We start from the raw sequence: 18,783 nt of genomic DNA on the forward strand, positions 1-18,783 counted from the left end.
CCTCCGCCTGCTCCCTGCCGTCCTCAGCCCTTGCGGTGCGTGAGCATCTCGGCGCGGTGCACGACCTTGTGGCGGGGGCGGCCCTGCGCCTGCCCCTGCGCCAGCTCGTGCGCGTCGAGCACCTGCCAGTCGTGGAAGGAATAGACGTCCACGCCGCGTGACGCCAGCAGGGCGTCCACGTCCGCGCGGGCGGGCCGGGCGGCGGCGGGCAGCGCACCGGAGCGCGCGTCGGCCAGCAGGTGCGCGACGGTGTCGGTGGCGTCCTTGCGGTTCGTGCCGATCACGCCGCTGGGGCCGCGCTTGATCCACCCGGCGGTGTACTCGCCGGGGCGGCCGTCCACCCGGCCCTCCGTGTTGGGAATCACACCCCGGCGCGCGTCGAAGGGCACGCCCGGCAACTCCACGCCCTTGTAGCCCACCGACCGCAGCACCAGTTGCACCGGCAGAACCTCGAACTCGCCGGTGCCCACCGCGTTGCCGCCCTCGTCCAGGGTGTTGCGCTCGATTTTCAGGCCGCCCACGTTGCCGTGCCCGTCGTCCACGATCTCGACCGGAGAGACCAGGAAACGCAGGTGGATGCGGCGGTCCTTGCCTTCCGGCGTACGGACGGCGAAGTCTCGCAGCACATCCAGATTCTTCTTCACGGTGTTGTCGGTGATGGCGGTCTCGGCCGCCTCGTCCACCTGCACCTCGGCGGGCTTCACGACGGGCTCGGCGCCCTCCAGTTCCCCGAACTCGCGCAGTTCCTTGGTGGTGAACTTCGCCTGCGCGGCGCCGCGGCGGCCCAGCACCCACACGTCCTTCACGGCGCTGCGCTCCAGCACCGGCAGCGCGTGCGCGGCGATGTCCGACTCGCGCAGTTCCGCCACCGTCTTGACCAGGATCCGGCTGACGTCCAGCGCCACGTTGCCCACGCCGATCACGGCCACGCCGGTCGCCTCCAGGGTCAGGTCGCGGGTCGCGGCGTCGGGGTGGCCGTTGTACCACGCGACGAACTCGGTGGCGCTCATGGAGCCGCGCAGGTCCTCGCCGGGAATGCCGAGGCGGCGGTCGCTGCTCGCCCCGACGGTGTACACCACGGCGTCGTACAGCGACCGGGCGTCCTCATGGGTCAGGTCACGGCCGAACTCCACGTTGCCCAGGAAGCGCACGCGCGGATCGGACAGCGTCTTCTCGAAGCCGCGCGTCACGCTCTTGATGGTGAGGTGGTCCGGCGCCACGCCGTAGCGCACCAGGCCGTAGGGCGTGGGCAGTCGGTCGTAGACATCCACCTCCACGCTCAGGTCGGACTTCAGGAGGGCCTCGGTGGCGAACACGCCGCTGGGGCCGCTGCCGATCACGGCGACGCGCAGGGGACGGTCTGGGGTGTAGGGAAGGCTCATGCGGCGAGTCTAGTGGGCGGGGGTGAGGGTGTGAATGCCAACGCGGCCGGGTTGGTGTCACATGGACGGAAACACCTCGGCCGGAGGGTGGCAGCGTCGGCTGGAACGCGCATTTGCGGGGTCAGCCCCACCTAGACGGGTCACGGCCGAGCCACAAGAACACCGCCGCCCGGCACGTGGCCCGGGCGGCGGTGGAAGGAGCGCTGGATTACGCGGCAGCGATCTCGCCGAGGGCCGCCTCGTTCTTCAGGGTGATCTTGCCGTAGCCGGCGCTGATCACACCCTCGCGGGACAGCTCGCCCACGACCTTCGTGACGGTCTCGCGCACCGAGCCGACGGCCGCGGCGAGTTCGTCGTGGGTGGCATAGATCATCGTCTCGCCGGAGTCGAGCTGGGTGGCCAGGGCGGTGTCCTTGAGCTCCAGCAGCTCGCCGGCGATCCGGGCGCGCAGGCGCTTGCCCACCAGGCGGTAGATGCTCTCGTAGGCACGTTCCAGCGTGCGCACGAGGTGCGTGGTGACCACGAGGTTGTCCTCGGCGGTCATCAGGGCGGGGTTGATCACGTCCACGCTGGAATCCGTGACGGCCTCGGCGAAGTACGCGCGGTTCACGCCGGCCAGGGCTTCCTCGCCGAAGTATTCGCCCGGCTTGACATAGCGCAGGGTCAGGCCGTTGCCGTCGTCGTCCATGGTGTGGACACGGATCAGGCCGGAGGACACGCGGTAGAGCATGTCGCTCTTGCCGGGGTAGAGGATGACGGCGCCGGGGCGGTAGGTCACGGTATCGACGTAGGTACGCGCGGTGTTGGATGTCTGGGTCATTGCGGTCGCCTCCTTGGGCGGAATGGAGTGGGAAAGGGGGGCGGGGAGGGTGATGCAGCGACCTTTCCCGACCTGCTCACAGTGTAACCGAGAATCACTTTTTTGTAAACAATTTTGTTTCTTTAATCATCATTGAGCCCACACAACGTGCAGATAGGCATGGCCTCATCGACCCCGACAACCACGGCTAAACTCGCGGCCGGTCTCTTGCCCGCCATCTCACCCCGACCTCATGGCTCCGTCCGCCCTGAACGGACAGGGTGCCCGGCCGCACGCGCACCGGGCACCCTGTGGGCTGGTGCGGGGTTAGACCTGATCCTCGCGGCGGATCGGGAAGGCGCTGATCACGGAGTCCTTGTCCGCGATGTTGATCACCTTCACGCCCTGCGCGTTGCGGCCCGTGACGCGGACCTCCTCCACGCGGGTGCGGATCACGGTGCCTTTTTCGGTCAGCACCATCAGTTCCTCGTCGCCGGCCACGCGGGCGAGCGTCACGAGCTTCCCGGTCTTCTCGGTCACGTCCAGCGTGATCACGCCCATGCCGCCGCGGCCCTTGGCCGGGTAGTCCCCGACCGGAGTGCGCTTGCCCAGGCCGCATTCGCTGACGGCCAGCAGCTCGCTCTGCTCGTCGCCGCCGGGCACCAGGGCCATGCTGACCACGGCGTCCTGCTCGCCCTCGCGCAGGCGGATGCCGATCACGCCCTGGGTGGCGCGGCCGGTGTCACGCACCTCGCTCGACTCGAAGCGCATGGCCTTGCCGTTGCGGGTCGCCAGTACCACGTGATCGCCGTCCTGCACGATCCCGACGCTGATCAGCTCGTCGCCGGGCTGAAGGTTGATGGCGATCAGACCTGCCGACGTGATGTTGCCGTAGTCGGTGATCAGGGTCTTTTTCACCACGCCGCTCCTGGTGGCGAAGATGAAGCAGCCCGTTTCCTCGAAGCCCTTCACGCTCAGCACCGACGCGATGTTCTCGTCCTCGCGCAGGCTGGGCAGCAGGTTGCGGATATGCGTGCCCTTGGCGTCCCGGCCCGCTTCCGGCAGGTCGTAGATCTTCTCGTGGAACACGCGGCCCTTGTCGGTGAAGAACAGCAGGAAATCGTGGGTGCTGCCCACGAACACGCGGGTGTTCACGTCCTCCTCGCGCAGCTTGCCGCCGCTCGATCCGCGTCCGCCCCGGCTCTGGGCACGGTAGGCGTCCAGGTTCGTGCGCTTGAGGTACCCGGCCTTGGTCATGGTGATGACCATGTCCTCGACCGCGATCAGGTCTTCCTTGCTGATGTCGTCTTCCAGCAGGGTGATCGTGCTGCGCCGCTCGTCGCCGTAATTGTCGCGGATCGCGCGGATCTCCTTCTTGATCTCCTTCCACAGCAGGCCCTCGTCGCCCAGGATCGAGCGCAGGAAGGCAATGGTCTTCTGCAGTTCGTCGTACTCGCTCTGGAGCTTCTCGCGTTCCAGGCCGACCAGCCGCTGGAGCCGCATGTCCAGGATCGCCTGCGACTGGATCTCGGAGAGTCCGAAGCGCGCCATCAGCGAGTCACGGGCCTCGGCGCCGGTGTTGCTCGCTCGGATCAGCGAGATGACCTCGTCGATGTGGTCGAGCGCCTTGAGCAGCCCCTCCAGCACGTGGGCGCGTTCCTCGGCCTTGCGCAGGTCGTAGCGCGTGCGGCGCGTGACCACGTCGCGGCGGTGATCCAGGAAGTAGCGCATGGTATCGACCAGCGGCAGCACGCGCGGCTCACCGTTGACGATGCTGAGGTTGATGATCGTGAAGGTGCCCTGGAGCTGCGTGTACTTGTACAGCTGGTTCAGGACCAGGGTGGGAATCGCGCCGCGCTTGAGTTCGATCACGATCCGCACCGGGTCCTTGCGGTCGGACTCGTCGCGCAGGGCCGAGATGTCAGGGATCTTGCCGGCCTTGTACATCGCCGAGATCGTCTGGATCAGGTTGGTCTTGTTCACCTGATACGGGATCTCGCTGACGATGATCTGGTTGCGGCCGTTCTTCTCCTCGATGCGGGCCTTGCCGCGCACCTTCAGGCCGCCGTGGCCGGTCGCGTAGGCTTCACGGATGCCCGCCTGCGAGATGCGCCCGCCGGTCGGGAAGTCCGGGCCCTTCACGTGCTCCATCATGCCGTCGAGGCCCAGATTCGGGTTGTCGATCAGCGCGAGCAGGCCGTTGCAGATCTCGGTCAGGTTGTGGGGCGGGATGTTCGTCGCCATGCCCACGGCGATGCCCGACGCACCGTTGATCAGCAGGTTCGGCACCGCCGAGGGCAGCACCGTGGGTTCCTCGGTCGTCTCGTCGTAGTTGGGCTTGAGGTCGACCGTTTCCTTTTCCAGATCGGCCAGGACTTCCTCGGCGACCTTGGTCATGCGCGCCTCGGTGTAGCGCATGGCGGCGGGCGGATCGCCGTCGATGGAGCCGAAGTTCCCCTGCGGGTGGACCATCGGGTAGCGCATGTTCCACCACTGGCCCAGGCGCACCATCGCGTCGTAGATGCTGCTGTCGCCGTGCGGGTGGTACTTCTTCATGACCTCGCCGACCACCGACGCCGACTTGGCGTGCTTCTGGTTGGCGTACAGGCCCTCGAGCAGCATGGCGTACATGATCCGCCGCTGCACGGGCTTGAGACCGTCGCGCACGTCCGGCAGCGCGCGGTCCACGATCACGTTCATGGCGTAGTTGATGAAATTGGTCTTGACTTCGCTGGTGATGTCAACGGGATGAATTCCAGTCATGTGGCTCCAGTCAGGGGCCGCAGCGGACGAAGTGGTCAGCCACGGCAGGGAATGCAGAGGCCCGGACGTTCCGGGGGTGACGAGATTCTATCACACTATTATGCTAGCAGCGTAACAGAATCCGCATCCTCAATGGCCCCAGTATAGCCCAGAATGCCCGACTACACCGGAAACTCCCGCGTGTTGCCCACCGCGTCCCGGACGTGCCCGCGCCACCCGGAATCACTCTTTCCGCAGGGCAGAGCGGCAGGTACTGGGGGCGGTATGGACCCGGTGGGATCGCGAGCCGTCGCCCGTCCAGTCACAACCCGGCGCGCCGCGTGACCTTACGGCGCAAAAACCTTCCAGGTGCCCTCGGATACGACCTCGACGTGGCCATCCCGGACCTTGATCGCCGTCTGGTCGTCGATGCCGTATGTCGGCACCGGCACCTCGGCTGCCATCCTGGCCACCTTCGACGTGGTGCTCTCTGGATGGTCCGCGTGGTCCAGATGCGGAAGCAGCGCGAAATCGACGAGGCCCAGGCCCTGGTCGATCACGTACGGCGCGTGCGGATCGTCGTACGTCTCGCCAAATACGGGGGCGGTGACCATGCTGCCGGCGCTGATGCCCACGTACACGGTGCTTCGCAGCGACGGCAGGAGGTCGGCCAGCCCGGACTCGCGCATCCAGCGGGACAGGTACCACACGTCTCCGCCCTGCACCAGCAGCGCGTCGGCCTCCTGCACGGCCGCGACCCAGGACTCCCTGCGGATGCTGGGCAGCGCCGTGAGGTCCAGCACGCCCAGCGACTTCCACCCCAGCTCGCACATGGGGTTGTCGGTCGCGCCGGTGATGAACCGGTAGGCCAGGGTCGGCCCGCCCGGAAAGGGGAGGACCGCCGTGGGAATGCACAGGGCAGTGGCTTCAGTGACCGGTTTGTCCAGCAGATCCACCAGCGCGCCGTGGATGCTGGGGTTCCTGATGCCGGCGGACGTCAGTAGAAAGTTCATGATGCTCCTCCTCGGTGTAGCCTCTGGTTGTGTCCTGTGCGTAATGGCTGTTATGGATACGCTGGTAACAGAGTAGCGCCCGGGAAGGCGTCCTCCACGATTCGGGCCGCTCCGCCTTGTCAGGTCCGTGCAACAGCGCCGTGCCTATCATGGCGGGCGATGCTTGCCGAACTGACGCAACTCGTAAGTGACGTGGACGGCGCGTGGGCCGCCGCGATCGGCGGTCTGGACGGCCTGCTGATCGAGGGCCACAGCGCCGGCAGCGCCGACCTGGGCCTGCTGGTCGCGGAACACGCCGGCCTGCTGCGCGCCGCGACCACGTCCTACGCCCACACGCTCGGCGGCGGACAGACCCGTGAGCTGTACCTGCGGGGCGAGCGCCTGAGCGTGTACCTGCACCCCATCAAGACCGAGTATTACCTGCTGCTGGCGCTGGACGGCCGCAGCAACCTCGGGCAGGCGCGGCTGTACGGCCGGGACGCTGCCCGCAAACTGGGAGCCATGCTGTGATCATCGACGCCCTGCAGGGCCTGCCCGGCGTGGTCGCCGCCGCCCTGGTCGGCCCGGACGGTCTGCCCACCGAGTCCCAGGGGGAGGGCGGGGACGCGCTGGCCGCCGAACTCGCCTCGCTGCGCGCCACCTTCGACCGCGTCACGCGCCGTCTGGGGGCGGGCGACGTCACGCGCCTGGCCTTCACCAGCGAGCGTGTGGAGGTCGTGGCCGTCTCCAGCGCCAACCACGTGATCGGCGTGGCCCTCACGCGCGGGCAGGACACCCGCAGCGCGCAGCAGGCCCTGGCCCGCCTGGCCCTGGAACTCACGGCGCTGCCGAGGGCCGACACGTGATGATGGACACGCTGATGGCCGTGCGCGGCATGAAGCACGTCCTGCTGATCGACCTGAGCGGCTCGGTCGTGAGTTCCGCCGGGCTCGAGCCCGCGTTCCTGAAACGCGAACTGGGCCTGATCGCGGCCGGCAAGGCCGTGATCGGCAGCCTGCAGTCGAGCCTGGGCGCCACCGAGTGGAACGAACTGCTGCTCGACGTGGACGGCGGCCCGGTGCTGCTTACACCCTTCGGACCGCAGATCCTGCTGACCGCCTTCGACGACGTGACCAGCCTGGGCCGGGTGCGCTTCGCGGTCCGCCGCCTGATCAATCCCTGAGGGCGGTCCGGCCCCGCCGTGATCCGGACGGGCGTCACCGACCCGCCCGCCGTTCGGCGCTAGGGTGGACGCATGCTGGATCGCCCCCGCCGTCTGCGCCGCACGCCCGCCCTGCGGGCCCTCACCCGCGAGGTGCACCTGCACCCCTCGCAGTTCATCCACCCCATCTTCGTGCACGAGCGCGAGGATGAGCAGGCCATCGCCACCATGCCCGGTGTGAGCCGCCACTCGGTGGCCGGGGCGGTGGCCCAGGCGCGCGAGGCGCTGGCCCTGGGCATCCCCAGCGTGATCCTGTTCGGCATTCCCGACCACAAGGACGCGCACGGCAGCGGTGCGTACGCCGAGGACGGCATCGTGCAGCGCGCCGCCCGCGCCATCAAGGACGCCGTGCCGGGCATCAGTGTGGTGGCCGACACCTGTCTGTGCGAGTACACGGACCACGGGCACTGCGGCGTGCTGTGCGGCGTGCCCGGCCAGACCGGGGCCGACGCGTGGACCGTGGATAACGATCCCAGTCTGGACCTGCTGGCGCGCACCGCCGTGTCGCAGGCCGCCGCCGGGGCGGACGTGGTCGCCCCGAGCGCCATGCTGGACGGGCAGGTGGGCGCGATCCGCGCCGCGCTGGACGACGCGGGGTACGGGCACGTGCCGGTCATGAGCTACGCCGTGAAGTATGCCAGCGCGTACTACGGCCCCTTCCGCGACGCCGCCGGCTCCACGCCCAGCGTGGGCAACCGCGCCACGTACCAGATGGACCCCGCCGGTGGCTACCGCGAGGCCCTGCGCGAGGCCCGCCTGGACGCCGAACAGGGCGCCGACACGCTGATGGTCAAGCCCGCCCTGGCGTACCTGGACGTGCTGAGCCTGCTCAAGCGCGAGTTCGACCTGCCGGTCGTGGCGTACAACGTGAGCGGCGAGTACGCGCTGATCAAGGCCGCCGCGCAGGCGGGCTTCATGGATGAGCGCCGCACGGTGCTGGAGACCCTGACCGGCATGCGCCGCGCCGGCGCCGACGCGATCATCACCTACCACGCCATGGACGCGGCCCGCTGGCTTCAGGAGCGCGCGTGAACGCTCCGATCCGCGTGGACTGGATTCCCACCGGCCTGTGGCCCGGGCGCCTGGGCCTGACCTTCGCGCCCGGCAAGAAGGGCGTGAGCGTGTACCAGCCGGGTGTCACCCATGCCCGCGACGTGCACGAGGACATGCGGACGCTGGCGCAGGGCGGTGCGCAGGTGATCTCCCCGCTGATCGAGGATTTCGAGTTCGATTTGCTGGGAATGGACGGCTACCACGCGGCCGCCGACGCGCACGGCCTCACCGTCGTGCCCTGTCCGATTCCGGACGGCAGCGTGCCGCGTGACGTGGCCGCCTTCACGGGCTACCTCGACGACCTCATGACGGTGCTGCTCGACGGGCACTCCGTGGTCGTGCACTGCCGTGGTGGCCTGGGCCGCGCGGGGCTGACCGCCGCGTGTCTGCTGGTGCAGGCGGGTCTGACGCCGGAAGACGCCATCGCCCTGGTACGGCAGACGCGCAGCCCGAACGCCATCGAGACCCGCGAGCAGGAACGCTTCGTCCACGACTTCGCGGACGTCGTGCCGCAGGGAGGTCACGCATGATCACCGTCGCCAACCGTATCTACGTCAAGCCCGAGTACCATGACGCCTTCGAGCAGCGCTTCCGGGAGCGCGCCGGGATGGTGGACACCATGCCGGGTTTCGTGTCCAACATGGTGCTGCGGCCGGTGAAGGACGGCGAGCCCTTCGTCGTCCTGACGGTCTGGGACAGCCGCGAGGCCTTCGACGCGTGGACGCAGAGCGACGCCTTCCGCCAGGGCCATGCCCGCAGCGGCACCCTGCCGCGCGAGGCGTACAGCGGCCCGAACGTCCTGGAAATCCACGAGGTCGTGACCAGCACCGCCCCCCGCGCCACATGAACGCGCGCTCCAGAGGAGTGGCCGCCGGTTCACGGCCGGGTCAGGACCCGCGTCTACACTGAGTGGACCATGAAACACGCCGCCCTGACCGTGCTGGCCGCTGCCCTCCTCGCCTCGTGCGCGCCCACCGTGACTGGGCCGCGCCAGGGCCGGATCGTGAACTCCGTGACGGGTACCGAGGGTACCGTCACGTTCGTCTCCGGCAGCCTGCGCCCCCGCGTGGGTGATCCCTTCGCGCCGGACAATGCCACCATCACCATCGGCGGTCAGACGTACACCGGACGCACGGCCATCGTGGACGGCAGCGGTGCCGGCAATCCCCTGCCGGCCGGCTGGGGATTGAGTGTCGGCTTCGGAGCCAGCAGCAGCGCGTTCACGAACGGCATGGTCGGCATCGGCACGCGGCTCGACAGCCCCGATGCGCACCGTCCGCCGGTTGCCCGCATTGGCAACCTGATCGCCCGCACGACCGGCACGCCCGTCCTGACCCTCACCTGCACCCTGACCGTGGACGAGACCGAGCACGGCATCGGCGACTGCACCGGCAACGACGGCACCAAGTACGCCATGCAGTTCTGAGCCCGATTCAGACGTATTCCGGAGTGTTCCCGGAGCCCATTAGACGGGCATTCGCTGGAATTCGGCTGGATGCTGCGGCTGTCTGACTGCCAGCACCCATCAACGAAGGACGCGGAGGGAGCGCTGCCCTCCGCGTCCTTCTGCTGTCCTGGCTCTCGCTTACGCCTGCTGGAACATCACGGCGCGCTTGACTTCCTCGATCAGCTGCGTGATCGGGATGTCGCGCGGGCACGCCTCCGTGCAGTTGTACGCGGTGCGGCAACGCCACACGCCGGTGTTCTGGTTCATGATGTTCAGCCGCTGCTGCGTCGCCTCGTCGCGCGAGTCGAAGATGAAGCGGTGCGCCTGCACGATGGCGGCCGGACCCAGGTACGAGCCGTTCACCCAGAAGATCGGGCATGACGTGGTGCAGCACGCGCACAGGATGCAGTTGCTGGAGTGCGCCATCAGGTCGGCCTCGGCCTCGGACTGGATGCGTTCGGCGGCCGGAGCGGGCGACTCGTTGATGAAGTACGGCATGATCGCCCGGTACGCGTCGAAGAACGGTTCCATGTCGACCAGCAGATCCTTCTCGACCTTCAGGCCGCGGATCGGCTCGACCGAGATAGTGCCGCCGTCCTTCGCCACGTCGCGCACCAGGGTCTTGCACGCCAGGCGGTTGCGGCCGTTGATCAGCATGGCGTCGGAGCCGCAGATGCCGTGCAGGCACGAGCGGCGGAACGTCAGCCCCGGCTCCTGGTACCACTTGATCTCGTTGATCACGTCCACCACGCGGTCGCCCGGCTGGGCCTCGACGTTGTAGGTGACCCAGTGGGCCTTCTTGTCGCGCTCCGGGTCGAAGCGCAGGATCTTGACTTTCAGGTTCAGCAGGGTCACGCCGACCGGGGCCGCGGTGGGCCCCGCGCCGGTCGTGGTGCTGGGGGCAGTGGTCTGCGTCATGGTCGTCCTTTCGGGTGCGTGCGCCGCTCTCAGTACACGCGCGGCTTGGGTTCGAAGGCCCGCGTGAATCCCTTCAGGGATACCGGCTTGTAGCCGATGATCACGTTGCCAGGCCGATCCAGATCCTTGTAGGCCATGGTGTGCTTGAGCCAGTTCACGTCGTCGCGTTCGTGGAAGTCGGCGCGGTCGTGCGCGCCGCGCGACTCGGTGCGGTTCAGGGCGCTGGAGGTCATGGCCTCGGCACAGTCAAGCATGAAGCCCAGTTCCATCGCCTCGATCAGCTCACTGTTGTAGCGCCGGGCCGGGTCGCTCACGCTGACGTTCGCGTAGCGGGCCTTGAGTTCCTGCACGATCCCGACCTGCTGTTCCATGTCCGGGCCGTTGCGGAAGATCCCGACGTTGTTCATCATCGATTCCTGCAGCGCCTTGCGGATCGCGGCGGCGTTGTCCTTGCCGCTCGCGTTGCGCAGCCGGTCGAACATGTCCTCGGTGGCGCGCTCGGCGTGCTCGGGTATCTCGGGGAGTTCCACCTGCTTGGCGTACGCCGCGGCGGCGATCCCGGCGCGGCGGCCGAACACCACGAGGTCGCCCAGGCTGTTGGTACCCAGACGGTTGGCGCCGTGCAGGCTCACGCAGGCCTGCTCGCCGGCCGCGTACAGGCCCTCCACGGTGCCGCCGCTGCCGTCGCTCAAGCACAGGCCGTTGAGGTCCGTGGGAATGCCGCCCATCGCGTAGTGAGCGGTCGGCTGCACCATCACGAGGTCCTTGACCGGGTCCTGGCCCAGGTACGTCCTGGCCAGGTCGGTGATCTCGGCCAGCTTGCCCTCGATCACCTCGCGCGGCAGGTGCGTCAGGTCGATGTAGATGGCGTCGCCGTCCCGGCCCACGCCGCGGCCCTCGCGGATCTCGGTGATCATGGAGCGCGACACGATGTCGCGCGGCGCGAGGTCCTTGATGGTCGGCGCGTAGCGTTCCATGAAACGCTCGCCGTCCTTGTTGCGCAGGATGCCGCCCTCGCCGCGGATGCCCTCGGTGACCAGAATCCCCAGCTTGGCCAGCCCGGTCGGGTGGAACTGGTAGAACTCCATGTCCTCCAGCGGCAGGCCCTTGCGGTAGTAGATGCTCATCAGGTCGCCCGTGAGCGTCAGGGCGTTGGACGTGATCTTGAAGATCCGGCCATAGCCGCCCGCCGCGAGGATCACGGCCTTGGCGTGGAAGGTGTGCAGTTCTCCGGTCGCCAGATCGTACGCGACCAGTCCGCGGCAGCGGCCGTCCTCAATGATCAGGTCCGTCACGTGGAACTCGTTGTAGAAGGTGGTGCCTTCCTTCACGTTCTGCTGGTACAGCGTCTGGAGGATCATGTGCCCGGTGCGGTCTTTGGCGTAGCACGAGCGCTCCACCGCCGCCTTGCCAAAGTCACGGGTGTGGCCGCCGAACTTGCGCTGCGCGATCTTGCCCTCGGGCGTGCGCGAGAACGGCAGACCCATGTGCTCCAGCTCGTACACCGCGTCAATGATGTCCTTGGCGAACACCTCGGCGGCGTCCTGATCCGTCAGGTAGTCGCCGCCCTTGACGGTGTCGAACATATGCCATTCCCAGTGGTCCTCGGCCACGTTGCCGAGGGCCGCGCCGATCCCGCCCTGCGCGGCGCCCGTGTGCGACCGGGTCGGGTACAGCTTGCTGATACACGCGACCGACACGTTGCCCTTGGCGGCATACAGCGCGGCCATCAGGCCCGCTCCACCCGCCCCCACAACCAGCACGTCATAGCGATGATGCATGGATTTCGCCTTTACCTTTAAATTGAGAAGAGCCCGATGGTGCCGAACGCGAAGAGCAGCGCCACCACGGTGTAGAACAGGCCCTTGACCCACGCGCGGGTCGGCCGCGAACGCACGTAGTCCTCGATGGAGTACCGCGCGCCGTTCGCGCCGTGCAGCAGCGCCAGGCTCAGGATCAGCCAGTCATAGAACTTCCACGCCGGGTTGGCCAGCTTGCCGACCACGGCGTCGAAGGTCGCGTCGGACTCGCTCACCTGGATGAAGGTCATGTACACGTGCCCCAGGATCAGGAACACCAGGATCAGGCCGCTGATCCGCATGAACACCCACCAGTTCAGCTCCGCGTTGCTGTGCGCCTGCTGCCGGGCGTCCGTGAAGGTCCTCGCGCGGATCATCAGTACCCCCCGACCATGCGCGGCCACAGCGTCAGCAGCGCGTACACGAACGACGCGGCGCTGATCAGCAGCACCGCGTACCACATCTGCCGCTGGTACGCCACGCCCGCTCCGGTGAAGTCCATCACGATGATCCGCAGGCCGTTGAACGCGTGGTACACCACGCCGGCCGTCACGAACACCAGACCGATCCGGAACGGCCACAGATCGTAGGTGGTGTGGATCGCCATGTAAAACCGTTCCCCGAAGATGAACGACCCGATGCTGAACACATGCAGCAGCAGGTACAGCAGGATCGCCAGTCCGGACAAACGGTGAAGCAGGAATGCCCACTGCCCCTCTCTCCCTCGGTACATTTCCTCAGACCTCCTTGAACGTCCGCCCGGCCATACATGGGCCCCGGCGGGGCGGGCGGGTGTGCCATGAGCGGGCACGCCGCGCTGTCAGACCCGCCCAGAATAACACCGGCCCGGACGCACACCGTCACCGTTCACCCGGCTGTGCGGGGCCGTCCGCTGTCACCGGCCGGGGGGCAGGGTCCCGCACGCGCTACCCTGCACGCATGCCCCCCCAGCCCCCCAGGAAGGACGACCCGCAGGAAGCGGACTTCACCCGCAAGATGGTGCTCGGTATCCTCAGCACCCTGGAGACCAAGGGCCTGCTGAGTTCCGGCGAGGTCGAATCGATCATCCGGGCGGCCCGGCAGGCCAGCGCGCCCGCTCCTGCCCCCCGCCGCGCCGGCCCGGCCGCGCCCGGCACCCGCTGGGCCACCCCCGACGGCCAGCCCCTGGGCATGGATCGCAGCACGCCCATTGCCATTCCGGACGTCAAGCGCCAGTCCACTCCCGCGCTGGACCCGGCCGCGGGGAAGGAGACCGTGCCGGTCATCGACATGACCATGGAGTGATGTCGGCGGGGGAAGGGGAGGGCCAGCTCGACGGGAGCGGCCGCGTGTCCACGGCGCGGGTGACACCGGGCCGGACGTGACGGAGCGTCCTGGCGGACGCGGCCCGCGTCGTGGGGTCAGCGCACCAGCGTCAGAGAGGACCGGACGGTGCCGGCGGGACCGGCGTCGTAGGCCACCACGTACACGCCGCCGTCCGGGTTGAGGGCGGCGCGCAGGGCCGAGGTGTCCGACAGCTGGATGGGCACGGACGTGCCGGTGGCCGTGTCGATGCGGTACACGCTGGCGGCGTCGTGGCCCCACAGCACCGTCGGCTGCGCGGCGTCGAAGCCGATGAGTTCCCCGGTGGGGACGTTGGTGAACGCGGCCGTGCCGGCGGCGGACACGCGGGTCAGCGTGGTGTATCCGGCGAACCACACGTCGCCGCTGCTGGACAGCGCGGCGGTGCTGAAGCCGCCCGCCAGCGCCGACGTGCTGACGGCGCCCGTGCCGGTCGCGACGGTCAGGGCCACGCCGGCGTACCGGGGCACGACCAGCACCGTGCGGTGGTCCGGGCTCAGGGTCACGCGGGCGCCGTACGTGCTGGTGACGCTGCTGTCGTCCACGACCCGGATTTCGCCGGTCTCGGGCGTCCACGTGCAGATCTGAGGAGCGCCGCCCGCCGGGGTGCGCGTGAACCACACGCGTCCGGCCGTGTCCGTCCCGTCGGCCAGGTCATCCGTGGGCACGAGGGCCGGCGCGGGCAGGGCCGTGACAGTGCCGTCGTCGCGGATGCGGAGGGCGGCCGGCGCGGCACCGTCGGTCACGGCGATGACGCCGCCGGCCAACCCGACCAGCCGTGCGGCGCGGCCCGGCACCGTCACCGCGAGGGCGCTGCCACCCACGCCGGCGCGCGTGAGGGTGCTGCTGGTGCCGGTGGCCCCGGTGAGCTGCCACACGCCGCCGGAGGTCGCGGTGAGCAGACGGCCGTCCGAAATGCCCACACGCGGGGGACGGACCCGCAGCGTCATGGTGCTGTCCGGGCCGCCGTGCACAACGTCCGGCCCGCTGACCGTCACGGGGAACACGCCCAGCCGGGCGCCAGCCGTGGCGCGCACGCTGAAGGTGGCGGTGGCCGAGCCGCGCGCGCTGACGGTGACCGGAGCCGCGCTCACGCCGTCGGGGAGGCCGGACAGGGTGAGGGTCGTGGCGCCCTGGAAGCCGTACGCCGCGGTGACGCGGACCGTCACGGCGGCCTCCGATCCCTGGTAGAGCGTGGCGACCGGCTCGGCCACCGCCAGCGTGACGCCGGGGCCGAGCGTGGTGAGGGTGAGCGCAAGCCGGGCCCGGTAGCCGCCCCCGTCGGCGGTGAGGGTGAGGTCGTGGGTGCCGCCGCGCAGCGTGGCGTCGCCCGTGAGGACGACCAGGCCGCAGGTGAACGCGCCGAGCTGCACCGTGACCGGCGTGACGGTCACGCCGGCGGGCAGGCCGGTGGCGCTCAGGGTGACTGGGCCGCTGTAGTCGCCGTTACCCGACACGCACACGGGCACCTGCACGCTGGACGCGCGGAGGAGCGGCACCTCGGACAGCCGGGTGGACAGCGCAAAACCGGGCCGGGTGACCTCGAGGCTGGTCGTGGCGCGGCCCACCTCGCGCCCCGCGTCGTCCTTCACGAACACGGTCACGGCCCGGGTGACGTTGGTGCTGGGTGCGTAGGTGAAAGTCAGGTGGGTGGTGATCTGCTGGGCCCGCAGCGCCGCCGGCCCGCCGCTCAGGACCAGGGGGGGCAGCGACACGGTGCCAGGCTGAACGCTCAGGCCCGGCGCGTCGGTGCTGAGGTGCACGCGGCCGCTGTACCCGCCCACCTGCCCGAAGGTGGCGGGCACCGTGACGGCCTCGGCGGTGGGGAAGTGCAGGCCGTCGCCGCCCAGGCTCAGCGTCACGGCGGGCGTGGCGACGGTGCCGTACAGCTCGCTGCGGGCGGCGGGAGGCAGGGTCGAGAGGACGCCGCTGCCATTCCCGCGGAGCACGGCATTCCATCCGGCCCGGAGCGTCACGTCGAAGGCCAGTGGGGCGCGGTCCGGGCAGGCCACGGTGCCGCGGACGCTGGCCGCCCGGTCGCTGTACACGCGCACCACGTCCTGGCCCGCGCTGGGCTGGCCGTCGGCCAGTACCTCGGTCACGGTGCCCAGCGCATCGCCGCCCGCGCTCTGCAGGGCGACTGTGTCCCACACGCTCACGCGCACCGCCGGGTCGGGCGCAGCGCCGTTGAAGGTGCAGCCGCTGTCCGGCGCAGGCGGCAGGGTTATGAGCGTGGCGTCATCAGGGGGTGTGCCCAGGGTCAGCTCGAGCGTGGCGGGACTGACCACCGTGCCCATGTTGGCTGCCGACAGCGTGCCGTCTCGGGCCAGCTGCGCCCGGCCATTCGGAAACGACGCGGCCGCGATGGTGCCCGCGATCTTGGCGGCGTCGACCACCGTGCCGCGCGGTGGCGGGGTCGGCGCGGGCGTACAGGCCGTCAGTGCGGCCAGCAGCACGAGGGCGGGGCGGCGGAGCATGAATGCTCCATGGTAGGAGACCCGGCGCTCCGCGCAAGTCTCACGTGCCCTGGACGGGCAAGCATGAAGTCAATCCCAAGCCCGGGCCGGACGGCTCAGGGCCGCTGCACGTCCAGCACACCGTCGCCGCGGCCCGCCTGCTGCCCGTAGTCGTCCGAGAGGGTCATCACGAAGGGCCGCTTGCCGCTCTGCGTGCCGGTGTACGTGAAGGTCAGGGTGGTCGTCAGCGACTGTGCGCCCAGGCCCAGCCGGCCCAGCGCGGCGCCGGGCCGCGTGCCCAGCACGGCCAGTCCCGGCACCGAGACCCGGGCCGGCTCCACGCTCAGGCCGGGCGTGTCCAGCTCCAGGTTGTACTCGCCGCCGATCCCGCCCTCCTGGTAGAAGGTCGCGTTCACCTGGAAGGTCGTGTTCGACGTGAAGGTCAGCGTGGAGGGCGCGAACACCACCGAGAGATACGGCAGGTTCTGCTCCGCCTCGAAGGCGGTCGTGACCTTGCCCAGCGTCTTCATGGTCACGGAGTTTGATCCGACCGCGTATTCCAGGGCGTTCCAGCCCTTCACGACGGTCAGGTCGAAGTTCACCTGCGCGGCCGGGCCGCAGGAGATGGTCGCCTTGACCACGGCGGCCCGGTCGCTGTACACCCTCGCCACCCGGCTGAAGGACAGCGTGTTGCCGCTCTTGATCACCTCGCGGATCGAGCCCAGCGGATCGCCCTGGGGACTGTGGACGACCAGTCGGTCGTAGAAGTGCACCCGCGGGTGCGCCTGGGCCGGGCCGCTCACCGTGCAGCCGCTGGGCACGGTCAGCAGGTCGAACGCGGTCGCGGCGCTTGGGGCGGTCGTCGCCGTCAGCCGGAAGGTGTCCGGTGCGCTCAGGGTGCCGGCATAGTCGAGGTTGGTCTCGTCCCCGCTGGCGAGGTACACGACCGAGTCCGGGAACGACACGCCGGTCGCGGTGCCCTGCAGGGTCAGGGTGGGCACGGTGGGCGGCGTGGTGGTGGTGCACCCGGCCAGGGCGGCGCTCAGGGCAACGGCGGCGAGGGCAGGGGCGAGGCGGGTCATGGCCCTCTACTCTAGCGCCGCGTTCCTGACGCTGCCTGAGGACGGCCCGGCCCCGCATCCCGTATAACCCGCCGGGTGACCACGCCGCCGGCCGCGCGCTACACTCCGGGCATGTTCAGCGTTCACCGGACCGGAGGCACCCACACGGGGCTTCTTCTTCGTTGGGGGCGTTGAGCGCGCACCGCGAGCGTTCACTGTTCGCCCCCGTCGCCAGTGCGAGGACGGGGGCGTTTTGCGCGCCGGGCGCGGGAGGAATGAAACCATGGGAATGACGATTGCCGAGAAGATCCTGGCCGCCCACAGCGGGCACGACCACGTGGTGCCGGGACAGCTGATCGAGTGCGCGACCGACTGGGTGCTGTGCCACGAGATCACCACCCCCGCCGCGCTGCGCATGCTCGAGGAACGCGGCATGGACCAGGTGTTCAACCCGGACCAGATCGTGGCGGTCCCCGACCACAGCGTTCCGGCCATGAACATCAAGGCCGCCAAGATGTACCAGAAGCTCAAGTCATGGGTGCACGAGAAGGGCATCAAGCACTTCTACGACGTGGGCCGCGGCGGCATCGCGCACGTGGTGCTGGAAAATACCGGCCTGATGAAGCCCGGCCAGACGCTGGTGAGCGGCGACTCGCACACCTGCAACGCGGGCGCGCTGGGCGCCTTCGCTACCGGCGTCGGCTCGACCGACCTCGCCGGCGCGATCTACGCGGGCCGCGTGTGGTTCAAGGTGCCTGAGACCATGCTGATCCGCGTGAGTGGCCGCACCCAGCCCGGCGTGACCCCCAAGGACATCGTGCTGGAGGTCATCAAGCGCATCGGAGCCGACGGCGCGAACTACATGGTCATGGAGTGGGTCGGCGACTACATCGACGCGCTGGACATGGAGGGCCGCTTCACCCTTACGAACATGGCCATCGAGGCGGGCGGCAAGACCGGCATCGTCGCGGTGGACGACACGACGCGGGCGTACATGCAGGACCGCGGCGTGTCGCCCGACCAGTACACCGAGTACCACTCGGACGCCGACGCGGCCTTCAAGGTGGTCGTGGACATTGACGCCTCCACGGTGGAACCCACGGTGGCGTACCCACACATCCCCAGCAACGGGCGCGTGGCCGGCAGTGACAGGATCGCCGTCACGCACGCCTACGTGGGGTCGTGCACCAACGGGCGCATCAGCGACCTGCGTGACGTGGCGCGCATCCTGCGCGGCCGCAAGGTCGCCGACGGCGTGCAGATGATCATCGTGCCCGCCACCCAGCTCATCTGGAAGCAGGCCGCGGCCGAGGGCCTGATGGAGGTCTTCGTGGAGGCCGGGGCCAGCGTGTCGTATCCGTCGTGCGGCGCGTGCCTGGGCATGCACTCGGGCGTGCTGGGGCCGGACGACGTGTGCATCTCCAGTTCCAACCGCAACTTCGTGGGCCGCATGGGCGACCCCAGCGCGCAGATCTACCTCGCCAGCCCGGCCACCGTGGCGGCCAGCGCCGTCGCTGGGTTCATCAGCGACCCGCGCGCCTACAACGACGAAGCCGCCGACTGAGGAGCGT

At 69.2% G+C, this 18,783-nt stretch carries 19 protein-coding genes; 9 read left to right on the top strand and 10 right to left on the bottom strand.

From position 1 onward, the window contains the following. Window positions 1-23 precede the first annotated feature (23 nt). From HNQ07_RS02555 to HNQ07_RS02570, 4 genes are all read right to left on the bottom strand, one after another. Window positions 24-1,382, bottom strand: coding sequence for an FAD-dependent oxidoreductase (locus HNQ07_RS02555; RefSeq protein WP_184109316.1), 1,359 nt, complete (start codon window positions 1,380-1,382; stop codon window positions 24-26). Window positions 1,383-1,590: 208 nt separating this feature from the next. Next, window positions 1,591-2,202, bottom strand: a complete 612-nt coding sequence (locus HNQ07_RS02560; RefSeq protein WP_184109317.1) for a helix-turn-helix domain-containing protein — start codon at window positions 2,200-2,202, stop codon at window positions 1,591-1,593. A 306-nt stretch (window positions 2,203-2,508) separates the two neighbouring features. Next, window positions 2,509-4,944 (bottom strand): DNA gyrase subunit A, encoded by a 2,436-nt coding sequence (gene gyrA / locus HNQ07_RS02565; protein ID WP_184109318.1) that lies wholly within the window; start codon window positions 4,942-4,944, stop codon window positions 2,509-2,511. Between the two features lie 326 nt (window positions 4,945-5,270). Further along, entirely contained in the window at window positions 5,271-5,936 is a 666-nt protein-coding gene (locus HNQ07_RS02570; protein ID WP_184109319.1) for a Type 1 glutamine amidotransferase-like domain-containing protein, read from the bottom strand. 159 nt (window positions 5,937-6,095) lie between these two features. On the opposite strand from HNQ07_RS02570, the gene HNQ07_RS02575 reads away from it, so the two are divergent. The 7 genes from HNQ07_RS02575 (at window position 6,096) to HNQ07_RS02605 (ending at window position 9,616) form a co-directional block, all read left to right on the top strand. Continuing rightward, a complete protein-coding gene (locus HNQ07_RS02575; RefSeq protein WP_184109320.1) occupies window positions 6,096-6,446 on the top strand; it encodes a roadblock/LC7 domain-containing protein in 351 nt (116 codons plus the stop codon). Further along, window positions 6,443-6,781, top strand: coding sequence for a roadblock/LC7 domain-containing protein (locus HNQ07_RS02580; protein ID WP_184109321.1), 339 nt, complete (start codon window positions 6,443-6,445; stop codon window positions 6,779-6,781). Before HNQ07_RS02575 ends, HNQ07_RS02580 begins: the two co-directional genes overlap by 4 nt. After that, window positions 6,781-7,098: a roadblock/LC7 domain-containing protein gene (locus HNQ07_RS02585; protein ID WP_184109835.1), complete on the top strand. Its 318-nt coding sequence runs from the start codon at window positions 6,781-6,783 to the stop codon at window positions 7,096-7,098. Before HNQ07_RS02580 ends, HNQ07_RS02585 begins: the two co-directional genes overlap by 1 nt. 72 nt (window positions 7,099-7,170) lie before the next feature. Continuing rightward, window positions 7,171-8,169, top strand: a complete 999-nt coding sequence (gene hemB / locus HNQ07_RS02590) for a porphobilinogen synthase (protein ID WP_184109322.1) — start codon at window positions 7,171-7,173, stop codon at window positions 8,167-8,169. Then, entirely contained in the window at window positions 8,166-8,720 is a 555-nt protein-coding gene (locus tag HNQ07_RS02595) for a cyclin-dependent kinase inhibitor 3 family protein (protein WP_229831776.1), read from the top strand. The genes hemB and HNQ07_RS02595 overlap by 4 nt, the downstream gene beginning before the upstream one ends. After that, window positions 8,717-9,037 carry an antibiotic biosynthesis monooxygenase family protein gene (locus HNQ07_RS02600; protein WP_184109323.1) on the top strand — a complete coding sequence of 107 codons (321 nt, stop codon included), beginning with the start codon at window positions 8,717-8,719 and terminating at the stop codon, window positions 9,035-9,037. The genes HNQ07_RS02595 and HNQ07_RS02600 overlap by 4 nt, the downstream gene beginning before the upstream one ends. A gap of 69 nt (window positions 9,038-9,106) precedes the next feature. Beyond that, on the top strand, window positions 9,107-9,616 hold the full coding sequence (locus tag HNQ07_RS02605) for a hypothetical protein (RefSeq protein ID WP_184109324.1): 510 nt from the start codon (window positions 9,107-9,109) through the stop codon (window positions 9,614-9,616). A 159-nt stretch (window positions 9,617-9,775) separates the two neighbouring features. Here HNQ07_RS02605 and HNQ07_RS02610 read toward each other — a convergent pair whose 3' ends face one another. The 4 genes from HNQ07_RS02610 to sdhC are packed head-to-tail and all read right to left on the bottom strand — an operon-like array spanning window position 9,776 to window position 13,087. After that, window positions 9,776-10,555 carry a succinate dehydrogenase iron-sulfur subunit gene (locus HNQ07_RS02610; RefSeq protein WP_184109325.1) on the bottom strand — a complete coding sequence of 260 codons (780 nt, stop codon included), beginning with the start codon at window positions 10,553-10,555 and terminating at the stop codon, window positions 9,776-9,778. 29 nt (window positions 10,556-10,584) lie between these two features. Next, window positions 10,585-12,336 carry a succinate dehydrogenase flavoprotein subunit gene (gene sdhA, locus HNQ07_RS02615; RefSeq protein ID WP_184109326.1) on the bottom strand — a complete coding sequence of 584 codons (1,752 nt, stop codon included), beginning with the start codon at window positions 12,334-12,336 and terminating at the stop codon, window positions 10,585-10,587. A gap of 17 nt (window positions 12,337-12,353) precedes the next feature. After that, window positions 12,354-12,731 (bottom strand): succinate dehydrogenase hydrophobic membrane anchor subunit, encoded by a 378-nt coding sequence (locus HNQ07_RS02620; RefSeq protein ID WP_184109327.1) that lies wholly within the window; start codon window positions 12,729-12,731, stop codon window positions 12,354-12,356. Continuing rightward, window positions 12,731-13,087 carry a succinate dehydrogenase, cytochrome b556 subunit gene (gene sdhC, locus HNQ07_RS02625; RefSeq protein ID WP_184109328.1) on the bottom strand — a complete coding sequence of 119 codons (357 nt, stop codon included), beginning with the start codon at window positions 13,085-13,087 and terminating at the stop codon, window positions 12,731-12,733. Before sdhC ends, HNQ07_RS02620 begins: the two co-directional genes overlap by 1 nt. Window positions 13,088-13,293: 206 nt before the next feature. On the opposite strand from sdhC, the gene HNQ07_RS02630 reads away from it, so the two are divergent. Continuing rightward, on the top strand, window positions 13,294-13,638 hold the full coding sequence (locus HNQ07_RS02630; RefSeq protein ID WP_184109329.1) for a hypothetical protein: 345 nt from the start codon (window positions 13,294-13,296) through the stop codon (window positions 13,636-13,638). 116 nt (window positions 13,639-13,754) lie between these two features. On the opposite strand, the gene HNQ07_RS02635 is transcribed toward HNQ07_RS02630, so the two are convergent. Together HNQ07_RS02635 and HNQ07_RS02640 are read right to left on the bottom strand one after the other, a co-directional pair. Further along, entirely contained in the window at window positions 13,755-16,172 is a 2,418-nt protein-coding gene (locus HNQ07_RS02635) for a hypothetical protein (protein ID WP_184109330.1), read from the bottom strand. Window positions 16,173-16,267: 95 nt separating this feature from the next. Further along, the gene (locus tag HNQ07_RS02640; RefSeq protein ID WP_184109331.1) at window positions 16,268-17,233 is read right to left on the bottom strand and encodes a hypothetical protein; all 966 of its coding nucleotides are present in this window, start codon (window positions 17,231-17,233) and stop codon (window positions 16,268-16,270) included. 262 nt (window positions 17,234-17,495) lie between these two features. Between HNQ07_RS02640 and HNQ07_RS02645 the strand changes: the two genes are divergently transcribed. Then, window positions 17,496-18,776 (top strand): homoaconitate hydratase family protein, encoded by a 1,281-nt coding sequence (locus HNQ07_RS02645; protein WP_184109332.1) that lies wholly within the window; start codon window positions 17,496-17,498, stop codon window positions 18,774-18,776. Window positions 18,777-18,783 lie beyond the last annotated feature (7 nt).

Origin of the sequence: Deinococcus metalli, from assembly GCF_014201805.1 — a bacterium.
Taxonomy (GTDB): Bacteria; Deinococcota; Deinococci; order Deinococcales; family Deinococcaceae; genus Deinococcus; species Deinococcus metalli.